The organism is Helicobacter ibis (genome assembly GCF_027859255.1).
GTDB lineage: Bacteria > Campylobacterota > Campylobacteria > Campylobacterales > Helicobacteraceae > Helicobacter_D > Helicobacter_D ibis.
In genome coordinates this window covers 138,324-164,410 of record NZ_JAQHXR010000004.1, presented here as the reverse complement: position 1 = coordinate 164,410, position 26,087 = coordinate 138,324, and the positions used below count along the sequence as shown (strand labels likewise).

The window sequence follows — 26,087 nt, the reverse complement described above, 5'->3', positions numbered from 1 at the left end:
ACCTCTTTATTATTGAAAGCTCATAAAGAAAAATCAACAAAAAAGGAATGAAAGTATAACGAAAGAAGCTTAAGGGATGTTGAAATAGTATTTAAACTTATTTATACCCAAATATCCATCTAAAATACCAAAGATAATACCACCATTTTTTGGATTTTGGCATCGGAACACAAGTTCTTTTTTGCTCACTTAAAAACTTCCAAGTAAAATTATTTAGAAATAATTTAGAGTATCCATAGTCTAAACCATATGTCCTAAGCTCTAATTTTTTCCTAAGATCAATAGGGGTGCAATGCGTCAAATCCCTATCCAAAGAATGATCAGAACCACTTTCCAACACTCTCTTAACCACTCTATACTTATTTGGAAGATAAAGTTGCTTACTTCCATGTGCTTTTTGCACCTTGATAAATCTAAAATCCTCTGCTCCATAGTGTCCAGCAAACTCTTCATCATAACCAAAAAAACGCATAAATCTAGCTCGACTTAGAAAAAACAAATTAGAATGACCCTTGTTTCTTCCTTCATACTTTATCTTGTATATATTTCTTCCACAAGGCTTATGATACGCCATGTAGTGCATAGTATTTTCTAATACTTTATGATTCAAGTCTGCAAAAACTATATTATCACTCTTTGCATATACTGCACCCAGATTTCTAGCACCAGATTGATTCCATGGGATATCTTCATTTATTCTTATCCAATGCAAATTTAGATCAAATTGCGGAATCTCGTAAGAAACAGGAGAACCATCATCAATAACTATAAATAAAACAACATCTAAAATATCTTTATTATATTTTTCATAATCCCTTAAAAGAGAAATCACCGAATCTATATTATCTATATTGCAATAAAAATGAGTTATATATGTTAGTATAATGTGTGAATATCAAACAAATTTGTGGGGGGGGGGGGGGCGAAATCAGTGTTTGCAATATCGCTTTCCATTTTAGTTCCTTACAAAATGTGCAATTTAGAAAATGAATTATACACATAATTATGAAAATATCAAATCAAGGTAATAGCACAAAGTAATATTACGTAAGTTATAGTTAGTATGAATTTTTAGTTATTATGATAAAAAATATCTAATTGAAGCAAAGCCAAAAAGCGGAATATGTGAAATTTTCTTAATTTGTTCAATAGAAGTTATACCACCTAATGCTATAATATTAATACTTGCATTACTTATTGTAAGCTCTTCTAATGCTCTAACTCCTAATGGCTCTCCTTTATTTGGAGAGTGAAAAATTGGGCTAATTGTAACTGCATCTGCGCCTTGCAAACTAGAATCCATAATATCCCTTTCATTATGTCCACTAAAAAATACCATTAGCTTCTTGTCTTTTGCTGGTTTTATCAAATTTATTTGATATGAATTACAATGCAATCCATCAAAGCCAAACTCTAAAGCCAACTTGTAATTACTATTAATAAATGATTTTATCTTATATCGTAAATTAAGTTCTAAAAAAGATTCAAGAAGATGCGGATTATACACATTACTCTTATCCCTAAAACAAGCAAAATCCACTTTATGAGAATCTAATATAGAGTGGTAAAAGGAGCAAAACTCCTTTTTGTCTTTTGGGTATAAATTACAATCTGTTATTAGATATGATTTAATGCCCTTCCTCACTTGCTAATGTAGCACCGGCTAAGAATACATAAGTAAGAATCATAAAAATAAATGCTTGTAAAAATGCCATAAAAGTAAGGATTAAAAATGCAGGTAATGGAGCAACCCAAGGAGCCAACATCAACATAACAAGTAAAAACATATCATCACCCTTGATATTACCAAACAAACGAAATGATAATGATACAACCCTAGAGCAATGAGAAATAATCTCTATTGGGAACATCAATGGTGCAAGTGCTTTTACGGGACCTGCAAAATGTGCTAAATACTTCACAATACCAAAGGTCCTAATCCCCTCAAAATTATAATAAACAAACACGACTAAAGCCAAAGTAAGTGTGAAGCTAAGACTTGATGAAGGAGATTCAAAGCCAGGTATTATACCAATAGCATTAGCCAAAAATACAAAAAAAGCTAAAGTGGCAGTCAAAGGAAGATAATGCTTTGCCTTCTCCTCTCCAATAACATCTTTAGCCATGAAAATTACACCACTTAAAAATGCTTCAAAAACATTTTGTATAGTTCCCGGAATTACTTGCATCTTTGCAGTGGCAAATCTAGCTAATATAAATGCAATAATAGCAACCAACACAACATGAAATGCAATGATAAAATCATGGTCATGACTTATAAGTCCAGCAAATGTAAAAATAGAATTCATAAAACACCCTTTTATACTATAAAGCAGTATCTACATAAATTTCAGATTATGCCAAAAACTTTTTTAATATACAATTAACAAAATATAACAATAAACAATTAAACTAAAATTATACCTTTTTACACACTTTTGTCTGCAATATCAAATCATGCAAAGTTTTCTTATCTTTCCTAAATAAGGGCATAAAAATACCAAATATCAAAAAACCAGAAACCAAAAATAAAAAGAATCTAGTCATTGCAAATAAAAAAGTAATTTTCTTATTATCATCTCTTTTTACAATGATTTCATAAGCTTTTTTACCTGGTGTTTGCCCACCAAATGACATAAAAATACTAACTACAATCCCATATAAAATAACACCGAAAAAAGGCGCTAAAACAGAATCTCTAAAAGCCTCTGCACTGCCCATAATAACATAAGTAATAAAATACAAAATAGGCATATAAATCATAAAAGTATCTACAACTTGGGCTTTGAATCTATCAAAAAATGTAGCCAAGTTATCATTATTATCATGTGTAATGATTTTTTTGGATATTTTCTTTACATGCCTAAATCGCATTAATTACCACGACTTCCCGGCTTTATTGCTACACTCCCTCCTTTGCACAAAGGACAATCATCGACCTCATAGGTATCAAATACAAAGTTGCCCAATGCAAATAGTGGAATATTTGGATTTAGCTTACAAGAATCTTGTTGTGGATTGTTGTCATTATATATAGAACATATCCCACGATTAGCTAATGCTGCATAAGCCATAACTTCAGCACCATATTTTCTTACTTCATTGCCACATTCTACAGCCGATCCACCTGTAGTTATTATATCTTCGCACACAAGAATCTTCTCACCTTTTCTAACACTAAACCCACGCCTTAGCTCCATTTTACCATTTACTCTTTCTGTGAATATAAACCTTACATTCAATGACCTAGCAAGCTCATATCCAACCAATAAACCGCCAAGAGCAGGAGAGCATACACTATCTATTCTAATTCCAGAATCCAATATCAACTTAGATAACTCTTTGATTACAATCTCTGATTTTTGAGGATATTCCATTATTCTAGCAGATTGCAGATAATACGGAGAATGTTTGCCACTACTTAGTAAAAAATGTCCCTCCAAGAGAGCCTTAGAATCTATATAAACCTGCTTTATATCCATTGGCTATCCTTAGATTTTTAATAATTCTTCTTCTTTGTGTTTTACTGATTCATCAATTTTTTTTGTAGCATTATCAGTAAATTTCTGTATTTCATCTTGAGCTTTTTTAGATTCGTCTTCTGTTATTAATTTATCTTTTTCTAATTTTTTGATTTTGTCATTAGAATCTTTTCTAATATTTCTTATAGAAATTTTTGCTTTCTCACCTATATTTTTTGCTTCTTTTGCACTTTCTTTTCTCTGCTCACTAGTCATTGGAGGGAAGAATAGTTTAATAGCCTCTCCATCGTTGTTTGGATTTACGCCAATATTTGCTTCTTGTATTGCTCTTTCTATATCTTTTAGCAAAGTTTTTTCCCATGGGGTAATAACAATAGTGCTTGCATCTTGCGCTATAACAGACGATACTTGATTTAGTGGTGTTGGAGTATCATAATAGCTAACCAAAATATGATCAAGTATAGAAACTGATACTTTACCACTACGCAATGTCCCAAAATCACGCTTCATAGCCTCTATACTCTTATCCATTGCTTCTTTAGTGTGATTATAAATATCTTGTAATTCCATAATATTCCCTTATTTTGTTGTATTAGTATCTTCTTTAGTATCCGGTATTTTAGGAGATTGTGGGACACTTACTGCACTAGAATTATTATCTATATTTTGTGGAACACTAACTGGAATTTGAATATTATCTGTGATTGATTTTTTAGAATCTTGCATATATATGTATCCTAAAGCTATAGTATTCATAACAAATAAAAATCCCATAAAAAATGTTAGTTTAGCCAAAAAACCAGCCGGACCTCTAGCACCAAACAATCCATCATTGCTACCACTATAGCTACTAAATCCCATATTGGCACTCTTTTGCAATAACACTACAAGCGTAATTACAATTGCTAAAATAAATTGTAACACCAATAAAATATCTCCCATTATCATCACCTTAATTCAAAAATAAACCAAAGATTCTATCAAAACATAATTAAGAATAAAATAAATTATTTAACGCTCTTATAGAGCTTAAATACTCCAAGACAAGTCAATACACAAAGTGAAATTGCATAGTTTATCGTTATTAATTTCTGTATAAAAAATATATGCAAAATAGCAAAAAATAATGCTCCATAAATACAATAATAAACAAACCTAAAAACACCAAACAACGATGCACAACATGCAAAAAATAAAAAACTTGCAATGCCAAAATATAAGTAATATTTACTTTTTAAATCTTGAAATATTAAATCAAAATCAAAGTTAAAATCAATTATTAAAAAGATTCCAATGTGAATGATAGCAAAGATAAATCCAAGCAATCCACAAAATCTCTTAAGCTTATTACAAATTACAAAAGATAATGACAAACATAAAACGCTAATCCAACCACTATAAAAGTATAAACTAGCTACAGGATCTGAAAAATCGCCTATTTTATAAGATTCAACTGCTAAGACCAATTCCCATGAAACATATAAAATTGCAATTAATGCTATATATTCTATTGCTCTTTTCAAATAAATTCCTAGTATAGCTTTGTTCTATCAAGCCCAGCATATAAATGCTCGACATCTTTTGCATATCCATTTAGATATAGCGTAGGAATTCTACCTCTTTGTCCTATTACTCTCTCACTGCTTTGCGACCATCGTGGGTGAGACACCTCCGGATCTACATTGCCATAAAATCCATATTCCTTTGGATTCTCCGCCTCCCATGTAGAAATTGGTTGCTCTTCTAAAAATTCAATTTTATTTATTGATTTGATCATTTTATAGCCATACTTCCAAGGCACAACCAATCTTATAGGAGCACCATTTTGTGGCAACAACCTCTTTTTATACATGCCAACTGCCAGTAGTGTTAATGGGTGCATCGCTTCATCAAGTCTCAAGCACTCTTTATATGGGAAATCTAAAAAACTAGCATTTCTACCAATGTTTAAACCAAAGAATCCACCTTGCATAGGAAATTGCTCTGGATCATATAAAGTTGTAAATTGTATATATTTTGCCTTTTTTGTTGGCTCTACCATCTTAATAAGCTCTCTTAACTCAAAACCAATCCATGGCACAACCATGCTCCAAGCCTCAACGCATCGGAATCTATAAACCCTCTCTACCAAATTTACTTTTGATATTAAGTTTTCAAGCTCTATTTTCATTGGGTTTTTAATTTCGCCCTCAATGCTTATCTCCCAAGGACTAACCTTTAAAGAATCGCCTTTCTTTTTAGGATCTGATTTTGAGTATCCAAATTCATAGAAATTATTATAGCTAGTTGCTAGCTCTTCGCTTGTTAAATGTAAAACCTCACCATTAAGCTTTAACATCTCATCTTTTGACATACTTTTATATTTAAGTTCTCTAGCAATATCGGCAAGCAAAGAATCTACACTCAATACTCCCACTATTCCGCCAACACCAAGTTTCAAAAATCTTCTTCTTTCATTAAACAGATACTCTGGAGTTACACTTTTATAATCAATACTATTTGCTTGTTTAAATTTAAATTCCATATTACACCCTTTAAAAACAATAATATAAAGTATATTATGGAAAAATTAACAAAACAAAAACAAAAAAATATTACTTAATTGTTTTTTTAAAGAAAATATAATAACCTGCCCTTAAAGGTCCAAAAAATACATAAGCAGTAATTAAAGAAACAACAGTATAAATCGGATAAATAAACAACACCGCTAAAAACATCATCAAAAACACTATGATTTTACCAAAGCTAATGTTGTAAAAGTTAATCTTTTTAAAACTTGGATACCTTATATTGCTAACCATAAGCAATCCTATTAAAAGCACACATATCATAAGAATAAATAAGAATTCTTTGGAATACTCCGGATATAATTTTGCAAATACCATCTCACACATTAACCAACTAACTATAAACACAGCAGCAGCAGGTATTGGCAACCCTATAAAAACATTTGGCTCACTATTTCCTGTGCTAACATTAAATCTTGCAAGTCTAATAGCACCAAATACAACATATAAACCAGAAATTGCGATTCCTAACTTACCATAAGAAAAACCAATATAAAAAAACAAAATCATAGCCGGTGCAACACCAAATGCAATAATATCAGCCAATGAATCAAACTCTACACCAAACTTACTCGTAGTGCCAGTAAGCCTTGCAACTCTTCCATCTAATCCATCAAAAATTAGACTAATCAATACAAGCCAACAAGCAAGTTCGAATCTACCCAAAAACGCATAAGATACGCTAAGGATTCCAAGATATATACTAGCTCCAGTAAATAAATTTGGCAGTATATAGAGTGGATTAATTTTCATTGTTTAAACTTCCAATAGAGCTAATACCTGCATATAACATATCTCCAACTGATACTTTTAAGTTTATATTGGAAATTGTTATAAAAACTTTACCATCAAGCAAAAATCCAACTCTATTTGCTATTCTACAAATAGAATCATCACCATAAAAATTAACTTGAGAAAATATCCTAGGATATATTATTAATTTCATAAAATCTGTATCATTTTCATGTTTAAAGTCAATATATATTCTCTCTCCAGTAATACTATCAGCATTACAAAGTCCATGAATCTTTTTTGCTTTTTTTACATACCCTCTAAAAGGCATTCTAATTAACCCACAAAAGCAAATTGGCTTTGATACAACTAAAGTAATTTTATTTTCTTCTTGTATTATGTCTTTTATTTTTCCATCGACTGGGGATACTATATTGTCCTTAGAATCATCATTGCATACCCGCTCTGGATTCCTATAAAAATAAACTCCAACACAAGCAACAATAATACTGATAATAGCTAGACTATTAAGTGATAGCAAACTAAAAAGCACATAGGCAATTAAGCTAACTATTATAAACTTAAAACCATCTTGTGTCACCATTTGCAATCTAGTATCCATTCTTATTCCTTATGCTTCTTCTTGTTCTTCACTTTTAACTAGCTTTGTAGGTAAATTATTTTTCTCTTCATAGTTTGCGATTATCTCTCTTACCTTATCGCCATCTATATTTTCTTTTTCAAATAATTCCTTAACTATATCCTCAATAGCTTCCCTATATGTCTCAAGAGATGATTTAACCGCTTCAAATCTCTCATTTAGAATATCTCTTATATAAGAATCCATCTTTTGAGCCATCTCTTCGCTATACTCTCTAGAGCTACCTAAACCACCATTTAAAAACACATTTCTTTGTTTTTCTAGCACCATAAGCCCAGCAACATCAGTCATTCCATAATAACTAACCATAGCTTTAATTATATCAGTTGCTCTCTCTAAATCATTACTAGCACCAGTTGAAATCTCTCCTAAAAACACAGCCTCTGCAGCCCTGCCTCCAAGCAACACATCAACTTCAGCTAAAAGCTCATGCTTTTGCATTAAATATTTATTTTCTTCAGGGGTATTTAGCGTATACCCAAGTGCAGCTAAACCTCTAGGGATTATTGATACTTTGGTTACTTTTTTTGCACCTTTTGTAATCTCGGCAATTAACGCATGACCACTCTCATGGTATGCAACTATTTTCTTTTCTTTTGGTGAGATTCTCCTTGATTTTTTTTCTAAACCTGCAATACCCCTCTCAACTGCCTCTAAGAAATCACTCTGTTCGACCTCTTTTTTAGCATTTCTACCTGCAAGTAGTGCAGCTTCATTAACTATATTAGCTAAATCAGCACCAGCAAGTCCAGCAGTTAATTTTGATACTTCAAACAAATCAACATTTTTTGCTAACTTAATATTTTTTATATGAACCTTTAATATTTCGATTCTTCCTTCAAAGTCTGGCTTATCAACCAACACTTGTCTATCAAATCTACCAGGTCTAAGCAACGCTGGATCAAGCACTTCTGGTCTATTTGTAGCAGCAAGAACAATAACAGGAGATAAATCAGAATTAAACCCATCCATTTCTGCTAAAAGCTGATTTAAAGTTTGTTCTCTTTCATCATTCCCACTAATCATTCCACCTGCAGCTCTACTCTTACCGATTGCATCAATCTCATCTATAAAAATTATGCTAGGTGCTTCTTTTTTTGCATTTTCAAACAAATCTCTAACTCTACTTGCACCAACACCTACAAACATCTCAATAAAACTACTTCCACTAACAGAAAAGAATGGAACATTTGCCTCACCTGCAACAGCCTTTGCTAGCAATGTCTTACCAGTTCCCGGAGGACCAACTAATAAAACACCCTTTGGAATCTTAGCGCCAAGTGCAGCATATCTATCTGGATTCTTTAAAAAATCTACAATTTCCACAACCTCATCTTTAGCCTCAACATTACCAGCCATGTCATCAAACTTTACATTAGGCTTTTCAGCATTTACTAACTTTTTTGAACTACCAATGCCCAAAATTCCATTTCCCATATTCTTTTGCATTCTTGATGCCAAAAACATCCAAATCGCAAAGAAAATAAATATAGGCAACACCCAGCCAAATAGCATATCACTAAGCCAATTACTCTCGCTATAACCTGTATATTCCACTCCCTTTTCATCTAGTAGCGGTATTAGCGTATTATCTGGATTCACTCTTTGTGTAACATATATAGTCTTTGTGCCATTTGTATTTGAAGTAGCCTTCAACACACTTTGACCAATAGCTACAAAATCCACTTCTTTATTTTCTATTAATTTTTTTAATTCATAATAATTGATATTTTTTGTAGAACTTGCCCCACTAAGTCTATTTGAAGCATCTCCGACTGGAGAAATAAACTTAAACACAACAATAGCGATGATTGCAAAAATGGCAAATACTAAAAGTGGATTCTGATTAAAAAAATTATTTTGTTTTTTGTCATTGTTCTCGTTATTCTGTTTTTGCATTTAAATTCCTTAATTAAGTTGTAGTATTATTGTAGCCCATTCATCATTAATTTCACAAGAGAGTTTTTTAAAATTATCAAATCTATCTAAAACCTTTTGTATATATTGTTCCAGTATCCCAGATAGTATCAATATGCCACCCTTTTTTATATACTTTTCAAATGGTATTGTTACTATTATATCTGCTAATATGTTTGCAACAATGACATCAAACTTAACATTATTGCAACTCATAGTTGTTAAAGTGCCTTCCCATACATTATCTATTTGTAGGTTATTCTTAGAAGCATTATCCTTAGTAGATTCTACTGCTATACTATCAGTATCGCAACTCCAAACATTAGCACCTGCTTTCTTAGCTGCAATAGATAAAATACCGCTACCACAACCAACATCAACAAGATTCTTGCCTACTAAATCAATACTACTTAACGCAATCAAGCAACCATAGGTGCTACCATGATGACCACTACCAAATGCTAAAGCTGGATCAACTATTATATCTATAATCTCATCATTGTTTAAGCTATCATGCCATGATGGTCTTATATAGAACCTACCACATAGCACCGGTTGAACCGAATTTTTATAGTTGCAAATCCAATCTTTATTTTCTTCTTGTGTTATCTTGGTCTTTAGGGTAATTGTTTCGCCAAAAGTTTGTTGTAGATATTGTAGAAATTCCCTTAGATTCTGCTCTATTTTTTCGACATCTTGTGTGGTTCGTACAATAAAGCCACCCTCAACCTCTTCTATTGCCTCTCCAGTCAATTCCATGGCTTTATCTATAAAGAGCCATAAAAACTTATCTGCTTCTATAGCTAGGCAATTATAAAGAGAATCCATAATTAGTCATTAACGCCAAGAACAACTTCCAACTTTTCTTTTAGGACTTGAGGAGTAAATGGTTTAACGATATAGTTATTAACACCTGCCTTAAGAGCTGTTATAACTTCTGTCTTTCCACCTTCTGTTGTAACCATAATTATTGGTATATCTTTGAATCTATCATCAGCTCTAACTTTTTTTACCAAGTCCAAGCCATTCATTTCTGGCATATTCCAGTCAGTGATGAGAACTTTAACATCAGGATTTGAATCCATCTTCTCCCAACCTTCAACGCCATTCTCTCCCTCTAGAATATCTTCATAACCAAGTCTAGCCAATGTATTTTTTATAATCCTTCTCATAGTTGAACTATCATCAACAACAACCATTTTCAAGGTAGGCTCCTTATAAAATAAACTTAATAATTTTTAAGATAATAAAGTTTGACATGATATCATAAATATCCATGTCTTACAATAAAATTACAAATTTTTATGATAAACACACAAATTACTAATCTAAATATTTACAAAATAGCATTTTTAAATCTAATTTATTCTCATAAAATGCTTTACCCACAATTACACCATCTACATGTGATTTATATAACTCATCAACATCACTTTGAGATGACAAACCACCACTGGCAATGGTAAATTTTCCACTATTTTTCGCTATTTCTTTTGTGAATTCTACATTGACACCATTTAACATACCATCTCTTGCAATATCAGTACATATTATTGCTTCTATATTGCTATCTTTAAATTCTTTAGCAAAACTAACTGCCAAGATATCTTCTTGTTTGTCCCACCCTTGTGTAGCTACATAACCATCTTTAGCATCTATACCTATTATTATTTTATATTTATCAGCCATTTCCTTTGCAAACTGCGGATTACTTAATGCAATAGACCCTAAAATAACCCTATGCACCCCAAGTTCTAAGTATTTACAAATAGTCTCTTCATTACGAATCCCACCACCTACTTGAATCTTTAGCCTTGTGTCTTTTGCTATTTGTGCTATTACTTCTAGATTCTTTGGGCTTCCATGTATTGCACCATCTAAATCCACAATATGCAAATAACTAGCACCCATGTCCATAAACGACAATGCTAACTCAACCGGATTTGTGCTATATATTTTTACACTATCCATTTTGCCTTGACTTAGCCTTACTGCGTTTTTATCTTTTAAATCTATTGCTGGAATTATTTGCATATCTATCTCAACTTAATAAAATTTTGCAGGATTTTAATGCCTACATCATGTGATTTTTCAGGGTGTGGCTGAATCCCAAATATATTATCTTTATTTACAATGCTAGAAAATTTCACGCCATATTCTGTAACACAAAGTGCATGCTTTAAATCTCTAACACAATAGCTATGTGTAAAATATAAATACTCCCTATCATTAAGCCCATCTAGCAAGGCACTATCCCTAACTTTACTCACTAGATTCCAACCTGCATGAGGTATTTTTATCTCGTTACTGCTTTTTGGTATTTGCGTTATTTCTCCTTCTATCAGTCCAAGCCCAAGATTCTCACCAAACTCACAACTCTTTTCAAACAAAATTTGCATTCCAAGACAAATACCAAGCAAATACTTTCCACTCTTTGTATATTCTAGTATAGATTCAAACATACCAGAATCTCTTAAATGCTCCATTGCATCTCCAAATGCACCAACCCCAGGAAGAAGAAGCTTATCGTATTCTTTTAACTTACTTGGATTAGATTCGATTATTGCATCTACTCCGGCTTTTTTTAATGCATTTTGCACACTTGCTAAATTTCCAACATTATAATTTACAATACCAAACATCAATCATCTCTCTTTAAATTTGTAGCAAACCTCATATATAATGAAAGTCCAACTAAAAGCAATGTTACTCCGCCTATTAAATATACAGCATAGATTAACTTTTCAGGCTCAATAATAGTAAATTTAAACACCAACATCAAAGCCTCAATAGCCAAAGCAATAACAATAGAACCCAAGAATCTTATCATTGTCTTATGAACCATTTTGGAATCTTGAGACTTTTGCCTACCTAAGACTTCCTCTTCAAATATAGCTCTAACCAAATCAAAAATAGCCAATGATAGCGTGATTAAAATAGTCGCCTCAAAAACATCTTGTATATCAAAAAACATAAAATTATCAACAGAATCCAATATACTAAAACTACCTCGAACTAACAATAGCAAACTAACAAAAAACAACGCAACTGATACTACAAAATAGATAAATTTTCTAAACCCAACAAAAAAGCCAAAAAGTGGCATCGGCTTAACAAGCAAAGCAGTCTTATCAAGCGGAATATCCATACATACAACATATACTAATTCACCTTTGTTGTTATATAGTGGATACGATATTGTTACTACCAAGTTTCCACTAGCACTTGATGGATACGGATCTGTTAGAATTGACTGCTTCTCTTTTATGGAGCGATGAAAATATGATCTGTCATTATGGTTTTGCCCCTTTTTATAGTCTATGCTACTATCAGGCGAAATAGCATCAAAAACAAGATTCCCACTAGAATCTAGCACATACAAAAGCTCAAAAATTTTCACTTCAGAGCTTACCTTATGAAGTCCTTCTATTATTTTATTTAGTTCTATATGTGGAAGATTATTTGCTATATTTTTTTGTAGCAAAAAACACAAATAAGCACGAATCTCATGTCTCATTTCGCTAAATTGAACTATTTCTCTTGAAAGCATATATTTCCCTTAATTAAGCTGTGCAGAAATTTTATCAAAAAAGATTCTATAATATGCTTTATCTTTTGGTAATAACTTTCGCCAAGAATCTAATATCTCTCTATAATCATCTAAAGATAAATTCCCCTGCAATAGCTCATAATTTAAATACACACCATAAGTATTCAAAACATCGCTTTGACAATATTCGTCAATTTTGTCTAAATTGTCATCATAATACAAATCCAACACCATATCACCACTTACATCATATTTGCCGGGAAAATCAAGTAAGTTTGCTACCACATCGAGCTTCAAACCCCTAGCAAAAGAATAATTACTCAAAACATCAAACAAATCTGTATGAAATCTCTCGCTATATCTCTGTCTATAATTGTCCCATTTATTTTTATTATATTTTTGATTTTCTATCTCAAAATAAGATTCAGCTTGTATTTTATATTTCATAGCTCTAAGTAGCAATACAGGAATATCAAAATTTCTACCATTAAAACTTACTAACTTTGGCTGATGATTATTTAGATAATCAAAAAATGCCTTAATTAAAGATTCTTCTCTATTTTCATCAATAGCACTAAAGCTTCCTACTTTTTTAAAATTACCATAATCATCGCAAAATACAGCAGAAATCGAAACTATCTTATGATATGGCAATGGCAAAAACTCGCTTCCACTAATTTCTTTTTGAATCTGCATTGCATTTTTGCTTATTTCATAATCGCTTGTAAATTCAATATTCCTACTCTTAAACTCTTCTTTCAAACACGACTTAATAAGCAAGACATCAGGGATCGTCTCACAATCAAACACCATAACCACAATAAAACCTTTTTTATAGAATCTTAGCTACAATCCTAACAAAATATGCACATAATTCCAATAGGAGGACACAATGAAACTTGGAGTAAATATAGACCACATAGCAACACTAAGAGAAGCAAGGGGGATAAATGAACCAGACCCACTTGAAGCAGTATTTATAGCAAAAAGAGCCGGTGCATATCAAATCACAATCCACTTAAGAGAAGATAGAAGACATATACATGATGATGATGTCTTAAAAATTGCAAACTCTTCATTCCTTCCGCTAAATGTAGAGACTTCAATTAATGAAAACATAATTAAATACCTACTAAAAATTGCACCACACAGAATAACTCTAGTCCCAGAAAAAAGAAAAGAACTAACAACAGAGGGTGGATTAAATATAAAAAATAATAGCTCGACAATACAAAAAATAATCGATGATTTTCACAAAGTGGGCACTGAAGTATCGCTTTTTATAGATTGTAATTGCGTTGAGCAATGTGCCAAACTTGGTGCTGATATGGTAGAGATTCATACTGGGCTTTATGCTAACTTGCATTTAATGCTATTTTCTAATCTACCACGCACACACAATACAATAAATGAGCTATCAAAATTAAGACTAGAACTACAAGAAGGGCTAAATAATAGTCTAATAGATATACAAGAAGCAGCAAAAATAGCTAAGGAATTAAAACTAGAAGTAGCAGCAGGTCATGGGCTAAACTACAACAACATAGAGCCAATACTGAATATAGAAGAAATAACAGAGCTAAATATAGGTCATAGCATAATTTCTCGTGCAATATTTACAGGATTAGAGCAAGCCATAAAAGATATGCTAACAATAATAAACTCAAAACAATAATGAAGCCTTATACATACTATCTCTTAGGGCTTTCTTGTCATATTTCACACAAAATCTATCCATAAAAATTTCAAATGCCAAGATAGCCTGATTTACAAGCATTTCTTTGCCATCTTTAGTCTTTAGCCTCATAGTGTGTGCCAGTCTTAAAAATGGAGATTCTATTCCATACAGCAAATCATAAGCTATCTTTGCAGATTCAAAAATCTTTTGCAAACTACTTTTATCCATAGGTAGAATCTTATTTAAACTTGAAGGAGTTGTATTTATTATTGCATCATGTGGAGTGTGAATATAATCTTCAAACGCATAAGATTCAAAACCACTTTTTATAAAACTCTCCAATCTATCCTTTGAACGATTAATAATGGTTATTTTAATATTATTATCTTTTAATATATGTGCTAGTGCTTTTGAAGAGCCACCTGCACCTATTATTAATGCACTCTTTACTTCATTGTCTAAACTCATAAAAAACCCATCTGCATCTGTGTTATAGCCATGAAGCTTAGAATTTTTAAAGATAATTGTATTTACAACGCCAATTTTTTGTGCGATTCCATGCACAAAATCACAATTATTAAAGGCGACTTCTTTAAATGGGATTGTTATATTTGCACCATTTAATCCTAGCTCCTTCAAAGCAGAAAAATTCTTAGATTCATCTAATAAATACCTACCATAAGCACCTCTAATTCCTAAATCAATAAAGGCACTATTATGTAATAATGGAGAGCAAGAATGCGATATAGGATTTCCAACAACTGCAAATTGCATTACAATCTCTTTAAAGAACGCTTAACAACCCAGCCATTTTTAGTGCCAGAAATCTTCGCCCACTCGCCTTCTTCTTGTATTATTTGCACCCTATCTTCAGGTGTTAATTTATCTAGTATTACAGATTCTACGCTTGGATTTTCTCTAACATTTAATCTAGGCACCATTGAAGTAAATAAGTCTTCTTGCTCTAAAAGTTCTTCATTAAAATTAGCCAACTTCAAGAATCTTTTTAACACAAACCCAAGCTCAACATCACTGCCTATTTTTACCCACTCTCCTAAATCCTCTAATATCACAACTTTTATATCAGGCGTTAGTTTTCCAACTATATTTGAATTAGCATTTGGTAGTTCTCTAATATTTAATCTAGGCACAGAAGATGTATATAATTCTTTATTGTCAAGTGATATTTTTACTTTAGGCTTTGTTTGAGTTTCTAGCAATGGAGATTCCACAAGCTTTGTATAAGCTTTAACAACAAACCCAACATTTCCATTATCCATTCCTACTTTTACCCATTCTCCTAAATCCTCTAGTATCACAACTCTTATACTAGGCGTTAGTTTTCCAACTATATTTGAATTAGCATTTGGTAGTTCTCTAATATTTAGCGATTTTACTTTAGAGCTTAGATAATCATTATTCTTTTGTGCAAGTTGCACATCATCCTCTGGCAATTGAGGTATTAATTGTGGTATGTGATCAGGTGTTATTGTCGTTATTTTTGTAGCATTTGCATCAGAGTTTTGAGACATCATAGATTCCTCTTCGGTAACAGCTCTGCTTCCATTATTATCACTATTTCTAACAACTTCAAAAATAGAATAATAAATAGCAAATGTTAAAAGAAGAACGAAAATTGGTAAAGGATAAACCTTAAAAAAATTTATGATACCTCTTATCATTGCCCCACTCAATTTTTAGTTTCATTTAGCTTTGCATTCTACCATAATCTTATATATTAAACAAACGCAACACGACTGCTTCCCTCTTTTATCTCGCCTAAAATATAACCACCACTATCTTTTAAGACTGAATCTACATTTTCTTTACTGCATACAAGCACCATTCCAACGCCCATATTAAATGTTCTATATTTATCATTATCTTTAATATATTGTTCTAAAAATTCAAAAATAGGCAACTTTTGTATATCTTTTTCAAAAATATAGCAATCAAGATTCTTAGGCAAGATTCTAGGGATATTCTCAATCAATCCACCACCTGTAATATGTGCTAGAGCCTTTATGTTTTTGGAGATTTTTTTAAATGTTTTTACATAAATTTTTGTAGGAGTAAGCAGTGAATCTATTAGCGTGGAATCTCCAAATTTAGAATATATATCAATATTATTTGTCTCTATTATTTTTCTAACTAGAGAATACCCATTTGAGTGGATTCCACTACTACTTAGAGCGATTACTACATCTCCGCTTTTTAGATTATTCTCTCTCTCTACAATCTCTCTTTCAGCTACACCAACAGCAAACCCAGCCAAATCAAAATCATTATCACTATAAATTCCAGGCATCTCTGCACTCTCACCACCTATTAGAGCACATTCTGCTTCCATGCAACCAGATGCTATACCTTTTATCACTTCTAATGCCCTGTTTTTATCAAGCTTCCCAGTTGCATAATAATCTAAAAAGAATAATGGTTCTGCAAAATTACAAATAAGGTCATTCACACACATAGCAACCAAGTCGATTCCTATTGTATTGAGCTTGTTTGCTTGTATTGCTAACTTTAGCTTTGTGCCAACTCCATCTGTAGCAGCTAACATCACAGGTTCTTTATATCCACTAGGCATGGCGTAAGCACCGCTAAATGAACCAATTCCACCTATTACTTGATTATTAAATGTCTTTTTTACTACTTCTTTTAAATTCTCTACAAGCTCATTACCTTCTTGTATATTGACACCTGAATCCTTATAGTCAAGTTTCATTAAAAACTCCATAATGATTTTTGGAAATCATACACTAATACAACTTAAACCATAGAAGCTTCATTTAAGAGATTATTTATATAATCTTAAATTTTAGTTTTAATTTTAGGGGTGGATATGGCAACGGCAAAATCATTAAATCAAACAAGTAATTTCATAAATAGAGAACTATCATGGTTAAGATTCAACACAAGAGTATTAAGCGAAGCACAAAACAAAAATAATCCATTGCTTGAGAGACTAAAATTTATTGCAATTTATGGGACTAATTTAGATGAATTTTACATGGTTAGAGTTGCAGGGCTAAAGAGACTATATACAGCAGGAATCGCAGAAAGCAGTGCAGATGGCTTAACTCCAAAAGAACAACTAGATGAAATAAGAAACTATATAAACAAAGAACAAAAACTACTAGAATCTTGCTACTATGAAATAAAAGAATCACTAAGTAAAGAAGGGCTTTTAATAAAAGATTATAAAGAAGCCGATAAAAAGCAAAAGGAAGAATTGCAAGATTATTTTTTAAACCATTTATATCCGATTATAGTCCCCATTGCAGTTGATGCAACCCACCCATTCCCTCATCTAAACAATCTAAGTTATGTATTAGCATTAAAACTACAAAACATAGAAAATGAAAATGAAATAAAATTTGGCATGGCAAGAATATCAAGAATGCTACCGGGCTTTATAAAGCTAGATGATATGTATTTTCGCACAGATAGTGTTGTAGCAGAGTTTATTCATGAGCTTTTTCCAGGATTTAGAGCACTTAGTTGGACTGCTTTTAGAGTTACTAGAAATGCGGATATGGAGATAGAAGAAGAAGAGGCTGATGACTTTTTAGCATTAATGACTGAAGGGCTAAAATCAAGGAGAAAAGGCGAAATAATAAGACTGCAAATTGAGCAAAGCGAGGATTTGGAATTAAAAAGTTTCATAACAAACTACATAAAAATCGAACAAGAAGACATATATGAGTGCAAAATGCCAATGAATTCAAATGTATTGTGGGAAATTGTAGGAAATAAGAATTTTGCACATTTGACATTCTCAAACTATACACCAAAGATTCTTCCTCCACTAGATTTAGAAGCAGATATTTTTACTATTTTAGATACACAAGATGTGCTATTTTATCAGCCATATGAGAGTTTTGATCCTGTTGTGCATTTTATACAAAGTGCTGCAAAAGACCCAGAAGTATTCTCCATACGAATGACGCTTTATAGGGTTGGCAAAAATTCCCCAATCGTAAAAGCATTAATAGAAGCAGCAGAAAATGGCAAACAAGTAACTGCATTAGTGGAACTAAAAGCACGATTTGATGAAGAAAATAATCTACATTGGGCAAAAGCACTAGAAGACGCAGGAGCACATGTAATATATGGTGTTCCGGGCTTGAAAGTGCATGCAAAAATAGCCCTTGTAATAAAAAGTATAGGAAGAGAACTAAAAGAATATGTCCATCTTAGCACAGGTAACTACAACCCAAGCACAGCTAGAATCTACACTGATATAAGCTATATGACTTCTAAGAGAGAATTCACACAAGATGCAACAAAGTTCTTCCATACTCTATCTGGATTCTCACACAAATCAAAGCTATCAACACTTTTTGCAGCACCACTACAAATAAAGCCAAAGATACTAGAACTAATAGATGGTGAAGCAAAGAAAGGTAGCGATGGGAGAATTATCCTAAAGGTAAATGCAATTGTAGATACCGATGTGATACTTGCACTATATAAAGCCTCAAATGCTGGAGTAAAAATAGACTTAATAGTAAGAGGTGTATGCTGTTTGCGTCCTGGGATAAAAAATGTCAGCGAAAATATAAGAGTAATTTCAATCGTTGGAAAATACCTAGAACATGCAAGAATCTTCTACTTTAAACATTCTCAAACGCAAATATACTTTGCTAGTGCAGATTTAATGCCTAGAAATTTAGAAAGAAGAGTAGAGCTTATGACACCGATATTTGAACAAGCTTTGAGCGATAAATTATTTGGAATCCTAAAAATACAAATAGAAGATACAATTAGAGCACATGAACTGCAAGAAAATGGTGAATACAAAAAGCTATCATCAAAAGATGGGGATAAAACAATAAGTAGCCAAAAATTCCTAGAAGATTATACAAACACAATTTTTAACACACTAAAACATAAAGAAGAAAGCAAGGCAAAAAAGCTATCTCGCAGAATCTTTAAAGAAAGTTAGTAAAATGCAAAATATCGACGAAATATTCAAAAATGCAAAAAATGCAAAAACAAAACTAGCTAAAATAAAGCATGAAAATATCGTCTCATTCCTGCAAGGCACTGCAGAATCAATTATCCACAATGCTACTAATATAATAAAAGCAAACAGCAGAGATATGAAGATTGCAGAAAGTATGGGCTTAAGCAGTGCTATGCTTGAAAGACTTGAGCTAAATGACAAAAAACTAAAATCAATACAAGAATCTATACATAAAATCGCCCTACTAGAAAATCCAATAGGCAAAGAGATATATAGATTCCAAAATCACGCAAAACTAGATATACAAAAAGTATCAACACCAATAGGAGTAATTGGGATAATTTATGAATCTAGACCAAATGTAACAAGTGATACAGCAGCTTTGTGCATAAAAAGTGGCAATGTATGTATATTAAAAGGTGGCAAAGAAGCACAAAATTCAAATGAAGCAATTACATCATGTTTCTTTACAAATATGGACAAATACAAAATCCCAAAAAACAGCATAACAATGCTACAAGCAATGCAAAATAGAGATGACTTAAAGCGAATGCTAAGAGCAAAAAATTACATAGATTTAATAATTCCAAGAGGCGGTGAAGGACTAATAAACTTTGTCTTAGAAAACTCTCTAATCCCTGTGATAAAACAAGACAAGGGAGTGTGCCATATATTTGCACATAGCAGTTGCAATCAAAATAAAGCAATCGGCATAATAATAAACGCCAAAACATCTCGCACAAGCGTATGTAACTCCTGTGAATGCCTCTTAATTGATAAGAGTATAGCTGATGAATTCCTGCCAAAAGTAGCATTAAAACTAATAGAAAAAAACACGATTCTAAAAGGTAGTAGTGAGTGTGTAAAAGTGTTAAAGGCACACAATATACAATGCGATGAGATTCAAGCTTGTAGCTATCATATAGAATATAATGACAATATTTTGAATCTAAAAATAGTAGATGGCTTAAATGGGGCAATAGAACATATAAACGAATTTAGCAGTGGTCATAGCGAATCTATATTATGCGAAGACAACAATATTGCACAAAAATTCTTAGATACCATAGATAGTGCATGCGTGTATGTCAATGCTTCTACTAGATTTAGCGATGGGGGTGAGTTTGGGTTTGGAGCTGAAGTTGGAATATCAACTTCAAAAATACATGCAAGAGGTCCAATGGGAATAGAATCTCTAACAAGCTATAAATACAAAATAATAGGAAACGGACAAATTAGAGTTTAATATGAATAGAACAAGTGCTAGAATCCTACTTATAGGATATATAATCATCGCTATTATTGGTGCATTTGTGCTAACTTTACCTATAATGCACAAAGGTAATTTAAGCTTTATTGATGCTCTTTTTACCTCATCTTCTGCAGTTAGTGTTACTGGACTAATATTTAAGAATACTGAGAGTGATTTTAGTGTTTTAGGATAATTTGTGATTTTACTTATAATCCAAATTGGTGGCTTTGGATATATGAGTGTAACTAGCTTTATTTATTTAATTTTGCGATTAAAAATAGAGCTTGACTAAAAGACAACTTATCTCTTCCTACAACTCTTGGAGCGATTAACTTTTTTAAAAAATTATTCTTAATTGTTTTGTTAATAGAGGGTATTGGTGCTATTTTACTATCTTTAAGATTCTTGCTTGATTTTGGTTTTATAAAATCAATTTGGCTTGGCATATTTAATAGCATTTCAGCTTTTAATAACGCCGGATTCTCAGTATTTGAAACAGGACTTATGTGGTATAAAGATGATGTGTTTATAAATTTGATAATCACCACTCTAATAATAATAGGTGGGCTTGGATATTTCGTGCTATTAGAAATATATTATAAAGCAACACATCAAAGAAAGAAGTTATCAACACATACAAAGTTGGTACTAATAATGACTGGGGTGTTGATAGTAATTACATTTCTATCTGTATTTCTTTTAGAATACAAAAATCCAAAAAGTATAGGGGACTTAAGCCTTTGGCAAAAGATTCTAGCTTCATACTTCACATCTATAAATTATAGAACTTCTGGGTTTAATACGCTTGATTTAAGTCTGTTTCAAGATTCAAGTTTATGTTTTGGCTCTATTTTTATGGCAATAGGTGGTGCTCCTGGTGGGACTGCTGGTGGGATAAAGGTAACCACTCTTGCTATCTTGCTAATTTGTGCCTACAAAGTATTAAGAAACTCAAATGAAGTAACGATTCTCAATAGAAAAAAGAACAAGAAACAATTACAAAATCATTTGCAATTATAGTACTATCTTCTGTGTATATTAGTGTTTGCGTTATGATTCTTACACTTTTTGAAGATGGTGGTAGCAGAGGATTTTAGCAATTTTATTTGAAGTGTGTTCTGCATTTGGAACAGTTGGATTATCTATGGGAAATGGGGGTGTGTTAAGTTTATCTGCCAACTTCGATACTATTGGCAAAACAATAATAATATTGCTAATGCTATCTGGTAAAGTCGGTATATTAGCATTTGCATTAACTTTATTTGCAAATCAAAAAAATGTCAAAATAGACTATGAAGCAAAAATCTTAGTATAGGAAAAAATGAACAAGAATACTTATGGAGTAATTGGACTTGGTAAATTTGGATACTACATTGCAAATGGATTAATAGATCAAGGCAAACATGTAATTATAGCCGATAAAAACGAATCTTAAATTAAAGATCTGGCTGATAAAACTGATATGGTGTTTATACTAAATTCAACTGATGTAAATGCGCTAAAAGAGGCTGGTTTTTCAAATTTAGATTTTGTTATTGTAAGCATTGGAGAAAATATAGAATCTAGCATATTAACACTGATGACACTAAAGAAAATAGGTGTAAAAAATATAATAGCCAAAGCAATAACAACAGTTCATGGTAGCATATTATCAAAGCTTGGTGCCTCAAAAGTAATATACCCAGAACGAGAAGCTTTATTGCGCACCCAGAATTTGAATATATAGATATTTCAAATATGCTTAGAACCTTCAAAATGCAAGTAACTGATCGCAAATAAAACAGCAAGAGAAATATTGCAATCAATACTTACCAAAAAAGAACTAGAATCAGAAATACAAATAATAGCAATAAAGAAAAATAAAGACAAAGATTGGATAATATCACAAATAGACGAAAATGAAATTATATATGAAAGTGCAAAAATTATATTCTTAGGAACTAGAATAGATATAGAAAATATAAAAATATAATCTATATCCCTTGTTTTTCTAGCATTTCTTGTTCTGTAATTAGAACTTCTTTTATAAATACATCAATTAACTCTCTCTCTTTATACTTTCCTATTATTGTGCCTTTTTTTATAATAAGCCCATCGCCACTCCCAAAGGCAATTGCTACATCTGCATGCTTTGCCTCTCCTAGTGCATTTACAGCACAACCCATTACTGATAGTTGCATTGGAGTTTTTATTTTTGGCATTTTTTCTTTTATCTCTTTTAGTAGTGGAACTAAATCTGCTTGTAATCTACCACAAGTTGGACATGAAATATAAGTAATGCCCTCCTTTTGCCTACCACTATATCTAAGAATCGATCTAGCAACCTCAACCTCCTTTTCTAACTCACCAGTTATAGACACTCTTAAAGTATCGCCTATACCCTCCATTAAAAGTCCGCCTAAAGCCATAGAGCTTTTAATCATTGAAGATTCTAAATCCCCTGCTTCAGTAACCCCCAAGTGAAATGGATATCTAACCATTGGACGAAGCATTCTATAACTTTCCATCGTTCTTTCTACATCACTTGCTTTGATCGAAACTTTAATATCACTAAATCCAAAATCCTCTAAAAGCTTAATATTATAAAGTGCAGATTCAACCATGCCCTTAGCAGTCGCTCCATATTTGTTTTCAAACTGCTTCTCCAAGCTTCCAGCATTCACCCCGATTCTAATTGGTATATTTCTTTCTTTACATGCATCTACTACTGCTTTTATTTTATCTTTAGAGCCTATATTTCCGGGATTAATCCTTATACAATCAACGCTTTGTGCAGCAATTAATGCTAATTTGTATCTAAAATGTATATCTGCTACAAGTGGCATTTGTATGCTTTGTTTTAGAGTTTTTAGTGCATTTGCATCTTCTTCATCGCTAACTGCTACTCTAACTATATCGCAACCTGCTAATTGCAACGCATCTATTTGTGCTTTTGTAGATTCTATATCTGCAGTTTTAGTAAATGTCATGCTTTGCACAGAAATAGGAGAATCTCCGCCAACTTTTACACCACCTACATTTATCACTTTTGTTTTACATCTATTTTTCATTTTTACCTTCTGATGTTTCATGCTGCACTAATGGTTTATCATCAATAGATAGCAAAGAATCTGCAACAATAGCACTCAAATAACCTTCTCTATTTCCTTCAAACGGGATACTATTTAACACATCTATTAATCCCATTTCTTCGGCTATTTTCTTTATTTCTTCATCTTTGCTATATCTTTCTATGTAATATTGAAATGTCTCTTTCCAACTTACGCCCTCTATTGCTCCAGCCTTTCCCGGTGCATTTAGCATAAATTCAGACAAATAAGCAAGCTTCAAAATAGAAGCTATCTTATCTCTCCAACACTCAATATATAAATATTCCTTTAATGTGTCTAAAACCTCTTTACCCTTGCCCTTAGACGCAAAAGAAAATGCCATCTTTTCCTTTGCTTTAAAATCATCATATATTTTCCTGCATTCCTTTAAAGAACGCAATTCATAATTAGATTCAGCCATTGCAAATAGTTCTGATAATTTATTTTCACTATATGCTTGTATAAACTCTAGTTTTAATTTTAAACTCTTTAACTTATCGTTGGCGACAATTTTAAATGGAATCATTGAAGCTAATAATTTGCATACATCATGAGCTTTTTGATATTCTCCTTGGTTTTCTAATGCATTAATTCTTTGCATTATCTGATCTCCAATTAAAAGTGCACTTTTATATATTAGCGTCTCTTGTAAAAATGGGAATCTATCACAAAGTTTAAAATATTCTTCAAAACGCTTAGCTTTATACTCTTCTTCTGCCTGTAAAAACTTACTTGTATTTCTAAGCAACATCATTACCGCTTCTTTTTTACATTTTACATTAGCAAAAGGATTTAATAACTCTTGGGCTTTTGGCAAATTTATTTGTGCATTTTGTGCCAATAATCTTTTAGCCGCTTCAAAGGACTTATCCCACTTAGAATCTATCTGACTAAAAGCTATTGTTTCTTTTAAGTAAGGATATTTATCAACCAGCATGTAAGCTTCTTGCAGATTATTTGCTTCTATAGCATCTAAAAAACTAGCAACTGATGCCTTTTGTTGCCAATAATAATCAAATTCTTCTTTCTTTTTAGGATCTTTCATAAAAGGTTCTACAACTGCTTGTGCTTCATTTATCTTATCTACTGCTAGTAAATCTATGGCTTCTTGCAATTTTGTCTTCCATAAAGTTTCAATTTTAGTTATATATTCTTCTAAAGTTTGTAAAAATATATTTTGTTCTCTAATTAATTTAATTGCACCTATTAAATCATCATTGCTTAAGCATTCCAACATTTCTTCTTTGTAAGAATCTAAATCAATAATATCAATAGCACCATCACTATGTCCTACATACAAAATAGATGAATCTAAAAACATTGCTGTAAGACCAAGATTCTCCATAGTAATTGAATCTATTATTTTATTTGCATAAAGATTCATAATATACATTGATTTATTTTTACCACCTACAACTGCAAAGTTTGGGTTTGGCAACTTCTGACATATAGTAAGCCAAGCTCCCTGTATTTGAAATTCACTTATTTTTTCTTTGCTTAACAAGTCATAAACTATCGTATATCCATTTTTTGTTACACAGAACAATTTAGTATCATTATCGAAAAATAGAGCATCTTCGATTATTGATTCGCATTCTATATCAAGCAATGTTCTATTTTTCTCCACATCAAATACCACTGCCTTACCATTAAAACAAGAAGCAAAAAGCAAACTATCAGCATCACTAAAAACTATAGAGGCAATATAATCAGGAAAAGGCGGAAGACCAATTAAAAAGCTGTAATTATCCGCAGAATAAAGCAACACCCTGCCATCTTCGCCTCCAGTTGAGACAAAGTTGTCCTCTTTTGAAAAGGTTACTTTTGAAACCTCTAGTTTTTGCCAATCTAGCGAAGCAATAGGAGCTATCTCAGGAGTAGCTGATAGAATAATTGCTTTGGGTGTTTTTGCAAAGCCAACACCAAGCTTTGAATCCCTATTTGATACTGCAACTGCCTTTGAGAAGTGATGTAATGGTTCTGCTGTCTTTGAAAGATTCAAGGTTTTGTCAATTACCTTATTTTCTAAAAAAAATGTCGAAATATTATAAAAGTTATCAATACATATTATGTGAGTTTTGTTTGTCGCTATGCTTAGCACACTTCCAACTAATCTTAAATGATTTTTAATAGGTAACAAAATGATTCCTTGAAATATTTATATAAATTAAAAGCATTTTATCTTTT

29 protein-coding genes and 1 pseudogene are annotated in these 26,087 nt (G+C 31.9%); 7 read left to right on the top strand and 23 right to left on the bottom strand.

All coding sequences use genetic code 11. The features are described from left to right. Positions 1 to 97 precede the first annotated feature (97 nt). From PF021_RS07545 to PF021_RS07460, 18 genes are all read right to left on the bottom strand, one after another. Positions 98 to 832 carry a glycosyltransferase family A protein gene (locus tag PF021_RS07545; RefSeq protein WP_271021874.1) on the bottom strand — a complete coding sequence of 245 codons (735 nt, stop codon included), beginning with the start codon at positions 830 to 832 and terminating at the stop codon, positions 98 to 100. Between the two features lie 246 nt (positions 833 to 1,078). Further along, on the bottom strand, positions 1,079 to 1,645 hold the full coding sequence (locus PF021_RS07540; RefSeq protein WP_271021873.1) for a thiamine phosphate synthase: 567 nt from the start codon (positions 1,643 to 1,645) through the stop codon (positions 1,079 to 1,081). After that, positions 1,629 to 2,309 carry a F0F1 ATP synthase subunit A gene (locus PF021_RS07535; RefSeq protein ID WP_271021872.1) on the bottom strand — a complete coding sequence of 227 codons (681 nt, stop codon included), beginning with the start codon at positions 2,307 to 2,309 and terminating at the stop codon, positions 1,629 to 1,631. Before PF021_RS07535 ends, PF021_RS07540 begins: the two co-directional genes overlap by 17 nt. Before the next feature lie 109 nt (positions 2,310 to 2,418). Next, positions 2,419 to 2,874: an RDD family protein gene (locus PF021_RS07530; protein WP_271021871.1), complete on the bottom strand. Its 456-nt coding sequence runs from the start codon at positions 2,872 to 2,874 to the stop codon at positions 2,419 to 2,421. Continuing rightward, a complete protein-coding gene (gene pyrE / locus PF021_RS07525; RefSeq protein ID WP_271021870.1) occupies positions 2,874 to 3,482 on the bottom strand; it encodes an orotate phosphoribosyltransferase in 609 nt (202 codons plus the stop codon). Before pyrE ends, PF021_RS07530 begins: the two co-directional genes overlap by 1 nt. Positions 3,483 to 3,491: 9 nt before the next feature. Continuing rightward, a complete protein-coding gene (gene frr / locus PF021_RS07520; protein ID WP_271021869.1) occupies positions 3,492 to 4,052 on the bottom strand; it encodes a ribosome recycling factor in 561 nt (186 codons plus the stop codon). A 9-nt stretch (positions 4,053 to 4,061) separates the two neighbouring features. Continuing rightward, the gene (gene secG, locus PF021_RS07515) at positions 4,062 to 4,424 is read right to left on the bottom strand and encodes a preprotein translocase subunit SecG (RefSeq protein WP_271021868.1); all 363 of its coding nucleotides are present in this window, start codon (positions 4,422 to 4,424) and stop codon (positions 4,062 to 4,064) included. A 65-nt stretch (positions 4,425 to 4,489) separates the two neighbouring features. Beyond that, a complete protein-coding gene (locus PF021_RS07510; protein WP_271021867.1) occupies positions 4,490 to 5,005 on the bottom strand; it encodes a hypothetical protein in 516 nt (171 codons plus the stop codon). An 8-nt stretch (positions 5,006 to 5,013) separates the two neighbouring features. Continuing rightward, positions 5,014 to 6,006, bottom strand: coding sequence for a protein-methionine-sulfoxide reductase catalytic subunit MsrP (gene msrP, locus PF021_RS07505; protein WP_271021866.1), 993 nt, complete (start codon positions 6,004 to 6,006; stop codon positions 5,014 to 5,016). A gap of 70 nt (positions 6,007 to 6,076) precedes the next feature. Next, entirely contained in the window at positions 6,077 to 6,802 is a 726-nt protein-coding gene (gene pssA, locus PF021_RS07500) for a CDP-diacylglycerol--serine O-phosphatidyltransferase (protein WP_271021865.1), read from the bottom strand. Beyond that, positions 6,792 to 7,403, bottom strand: a complete 612-nt coding sequence (locus PF021_RS07495) for a phosphatidylserine decarboxylase (protein WP_271021864.1) — start codon at positions 7,401 to 7,403, stop codon at positions 6,792 to 6,794. Before PF021_RS07495 ends, pssA begins: the two co-directional genes overlap by 11 nt. Before the next feature lie 9 nt (positions 7,404 to 7,412). Further along, complete coding sequence (ftsH, locus tag PF021_RS07490) at positions 7,413 to 9,341, bottom strand: ATP-dependent zinc metalloprotease FtsH (RefSeq protein ID WP_271021863.1); 1,929 nt, start codon at positions 9,339 to 9,341, stop codon at positions 7,413 to 7,415. A gap of 9 nt (positions 9,342 to 9,350) precedes the next feature. After that, on the bottom strand, positions 9,351 to 10,187 hold the full coding sequence (prmA, locus tag PF021_RS07485) for a 50S ribosomal protein L11 methyltransferase (protein ID WP_271021862.1): 837 nt from the start codon (positions 10,185 to 10,187) through the stop codon (positions 9,351 to 9,353). A 2-nt stretch (positions 10,188 to 10,189) separates the two neighbouring features. Next, entirely contained in the window at positions 10,190 to 10,564 is a 375-nt protein-coding gene (locus tag PF021_RS07480) for a chemotaxis response regulator CheY (protein ID WP_271021861.1), read from the bottom strand. Between the two features lie 118 nt (positions 10,565 to 10,682). After that, positions 10,683 to 11,393 (bottom strand): 1-(5-phosphoribosyl)-5-[(5-phosphoribosylamino)methylideneamino]imidazole-4-carboxamide isomerase, encoded by a 711-nt coding sequence (gene hisA, locus PF021_RS07475; protein ID WP_271021860.1) that lies wholly within the window; start codon positions 11,391 to 11,393, stop codon positions 10,683 to 10,685. Between the two features lie 2 nt (positions 11,394 to 11,395). Further along, positions 11,396 to 12,001 carry an imidazole glycerol phosphate synthase subunit HisH gene (gene hisH / locus PF021_RS07470; protein ID WP_271021859.1) on the bottom strand — a complete coding sequence of 202 codons (606 nt, stop codon included), beginning with the start codon at positions 11,999 to 12,001 and terminating at the stop codon, positions 11,396 to 11,398. Then, positions 12,001 to 12,909, bottom strand: a complete 909-nt coding sequence (locus PF021_RS07465) for a PDC sensor domain-containing protein (protein WP_271021858.1) — start codon at positions 12,907 to 12,909, stop codon at positions 12,001 to 12,003. The genes hisH and PF021_RS07465 overlap by 1 nt, the downstream gene beginning before the upstream one ends. 9 nt (positions 12,910 to 12,918) lie before the next feature. Next, positions 12,919 to 13,728, bottom strand: a complete 810-nt coding sequence (locus PF021_RS07460; protein ID WP_271021857.1) for a 3'-5' exonuclease — start codon at positions 13,726 to 13,728, stop codon at positions 12,919 to 12,921. 73 nt (positions 13,729 to 13,801) lie between these two features. Here PF021_RS07460 and PF021_RS07455 point away from each other — a divergent pair, with 73 nt between their 5' ends. After that, the gene (locus tag PF021_RS07455; RefSeq protein ID WP_271021856.1) at positions 13,802 to 14,584 is read left to right on the top strand and encodes a pyridoxine 5'-phosphate synthase; all 783 of its coding nucleotides are present in this window, start codon (positions 13,802 to 13,804) and stop codon (positions 14,582 to 14,584) included. Here the strand turns inward: PF021_RS07455 and PF021_RS07450 are convergent. Genes PF021_RS07450 through purM form a run of 3 tightly spaced genes read right to left on the bottom strand, consistent with a single transcriptional unit; the run spans position 14,573 to position 17,315 of the window. Beyond that, positions 14,573 to 15,361 carry a shikimate dehydrogenase gene (locus tag PF021_RS07450; protein WP_271021855.1) on the bottom strand — a complete coding sequence of 263 codons (789 nt, stop codon included), beginning with the start codon at positions 15,359 to 15,361 and terminating at the stop codon, positions 14,573 to 14,575. The two genes, PF021_RS07455 and PF021_RS07450, sit on opposite strands and share 12 nt — an antisense overlap. Beyond that, a complete protein-coding gene (locus PF021_RS07445; RefSeq protein WP_271021854.1) occupies positions 15,361 to 16,269 on the bottom strand; it encodes an SH3 domain-containing protein in 909 nt (302 codons plus the stop codon). Before PF021_RS07445 ends, PF021_RS07450 begins: the two co-directional genes overlap by 1 nt. 56 nt (positions 16,270 to 16,325) lie before the next feature. Next, positions 16,326 to 17,315 (bottom strand): phosphoribosylformylglycinamidine cyclo-ligase, encoded by a 990-nt coding sequence (purM, locus tag PF021_RS07440; RefSeq protein WP_271021853.1) that lies wholly within the window; start codon positions 17,313 to 17,315, stop codon positions 16,326 to 16,328. 117 nt (positions 17,316 to 17,432) lie between these two features. Here purM and PF021_RS07435 point away from each other — a divergent pair, with 117 nt between their 5' ends. From PF021_RS07435 to PF021_RS07415, 6 genes and pseudogenes are all read left to right on the top strand, one after another. Then, entirely contained in the window at positions 17,433 to 19,538 is a 2,106-nt protein-coding gene (locus PF021_RS07435) for an RNA degradosome polyphosphate kinase (RefSeq protein ID WP_271021852.1), read from the top strand. A 4-nt stretch (positions 19,539 to 19,542) separates the two neighbouring features. Further along, the gene (locus tag PF021_RS07430) at positions 19,543 to 20,805 is read left to right on the top strand and encodes a glutamate-5-semialdehyde dehydrogenase (RefSeq protein ID WP_271021851.1); all 1,263 of its coding nucleotides are present in this window, start codon (positions 19,543 to 19,545) and stop codon (positions 20,803 to 20,805) included. A gap of 1 nt (position 20,806) precedes the next feature. Continuing rightward, positions 20,807 to 22,126 (top strand): annotated as a pseudogene (locus PF021_RS07425) (potassium transporter TrkG). Between the two features lie 6 nt (positions 22,127 to 22,132). Next, positions 22,133 to 22,246 (top strand): NAD(P)-binding domain-containing protein, encoded by a 114-nt coding sequence (locus PF021_RS08635; protein ID WP_407081419.1) that lies wholly within the window; start codon positions 22,133 to 22,135, stop codon positions 22,244 to 22,246. Continuing rightward, positions 22,247 to 22,537, top strand: coding sequence for an NAD-binding protein (locus PF021_RS07420; RefSeq protein WP_320415074.1), 291 nt, complete (start codon positions 22,247 to 22,249; stop codon positions 22,535 to 22,537). It begins immediately after the preceding gene. Between the two features lie 69 nt (positions 22,538 to 22,606). Then, complete coding sequence (locus PF021_RS07415; RefSeq protein WP_271021850.1) at positions 22,607 to 22,783, top strand: hypothetical protein; 177 nt, start codon at positions 22,607 to 22,609, stop codon at positions 22,781 to 22,783. 1 nt (position 22,784) lies between these two features. On the opposite strand, the gene ispG is transcribed toward PF021_RS07415, so the two are convergent. Both ispG and PF021_RS07405 read right to left on the bottom strand, forming a co-directional pair. Further along, positions 22,785 to 23,861 (bottom strand): flavodoxin-dependent (E)-4-hydroxy-3-methylbut-2-enyl-diphosphate synthase, encoded by a 1,077-nt coding sequence (gene ispG / locus PF021_RS07410; protein WP_271021849.1) that lies wholly within the window; start codon positions 23,859 to 23,861, stop codon positions 22,785 to 22,787. Next, positions 23,851 to 26,040, bottom strand: coding sequence for a WD40 repeat domain-containing protein (locus PF021_RS07405; RefSeq protein WP_271021848.1), 2,190 nt, complete (start codon positions 26,038 to 26,040; stop codon positions 23,851 to 23,853). The genes ispG and PF021_RS07405 overlap by 11 nt, the downstream gene beginning before the upstream one ends. Positions 26,041 to 26,087 lie beyond the last annotated feature (47 nt).

Excerpts from the sequence above, each read along its gene's own strand:
- PF021_RS07535 (WP_271021872.1), bottom strand. The coding sequence starts at position 2,309 with ATGAATTCTATTTTTACATTTGCTGGACTTATAAGTCATGACCATGAT.
- PF021_RS07530 (WP_271021871.1), bottom strand. The coding sequence starts at position 2,874 with ATGCGATTTAGGCATGTAAAGAAAATATCCAAAAAAATCATTACACAT.
- pyrE (WP_271021870.1), bottom strand. The coding sequence starts at position 3,482 with ATGGATATAAAGCAGGTTTATATAGATTCTAAGGCTCTCTTGGAGGGA.
- frr (WP_271021869.1), bottom strand. The coding sequence starts at position 4,052 with ATGGAATTACAAGATATTTATAATCACACTAAAGAAGCAATGGATAAG.
- secG (WP_271021868.1), bottom strand. The coding sequence starts at position 4,424 with ATGGGAGATATTTTATTGGTGTTACAATTTATTTTAGCAATTGTAATT.
- msrP (WP_271021866.1), bottom strand. The coding sequence starts at position 6,006 with ATGGAATTTAAATTTAAACAAGCAAATAGTATTGATTATAAAAGTGTA.
- pssA (WP_271021865.1), bottom strand. The coding sequence starts at position 6,802 with ATGAAAATTAATCCACTCTATATACTGCCAAATTTATTTACTGGAGCT.
- PF021_RS07495 (WP_271021864.1), bottom strand. The coding sequence starts at position 7,403 with ATGGATACTAGATTGCAAATGGTGACACAAGATGGTTTTAAGTTTATA.
- ftsH (WP_271021863.1), bottom strand. The coding sequence starts at position 9,341 with ATGCAAAAACAGAATAACGAGAACAATGACAAAAAACAAAATAATTTT.
- prmA (WP_271021862.1), bottom strand. The coding sequence starts at position 10,187 with ATGGATTCTCTTTATAATTGCCTAGCTATAGAAGCAGATAAGTTTTTA.
- hisA (WP_271021860.1), bottom strand. The coding sequence starts at position 11,393 with ATGCAAATAATTCCAGCAATAGATTTAAAAGATAAAAACGCAGTAAGG.
- hisH (WP_271021859.1), bottom strand. The coding sequence starts at position 12,001 with ATGTTTGGTATTGTAAATTATAATGTTGGAAATTTAGCAAGTGTGCAA.
- PF021_RS07465 (WP_271021858.1), bottom strand. The coding sequence starts at position 12,909 with ATGCTTTCAAGAGAAATAGTTCAATTTAGCGAAATGAGACATGAGATT.
- PF021_RS07455 (WP_271021856.1), top strand. The coding sequence starts at position 13,802 with ATGAAACTTGGAGTAAATATAGACCACATAGCAACACTAAGAGAAGCA.
- PF021_RS07450 (WP_271021855.1), bottom strand. The coding sequence starts at position 15,361 with ATGCAATTTGCAGTTGTTGGAAATCCTATATCGCATTCTTGCTCTCCA.
- PF021_RS07445 (WP_271021854.1), bottom strand. The coding sequence starts at position 16,269 with ATGATAAGAGGTATCATAAATTTTTTTAAGGTTTATCCTTTACCAATT.
- purM (WP_271021853.1), bottom strand. The coding sequence starts at position 17,315 with ATGAAACTTGACTATAAGGATTCAGGTGTCAATATACAAGAAGGTAAT.
- PF021_RS07435 (WP_271021852.1), top strand. The coding sequence starts at position 17,433 with ATGGCAACGGCAAAATCATTAAATCAAACAAGTAATTTCATAAATAGA.
- PF021_RS07430 (WP_271021851.1), top strand. The coding sequence starts at position 19,543 with ATGCAAAATATCGACGAAATATTCAAAAATGCAAAAAATGCAAAAACA.
- PF021_RS08635 (WP_407081419.1), top strand. The coding sequence starts at position 22,133 with ATGAACAAGAATACTTATGGAGTAATTGGACTTGGTAAATTTGGATAC.
- ispG (WP_271021849.1), bottom strand. The coding sequence starts at position 23,861 with ATGAAAAATAGATGTAAAACAAAAGTGATAAATGTAGGTGGTGTAAAA.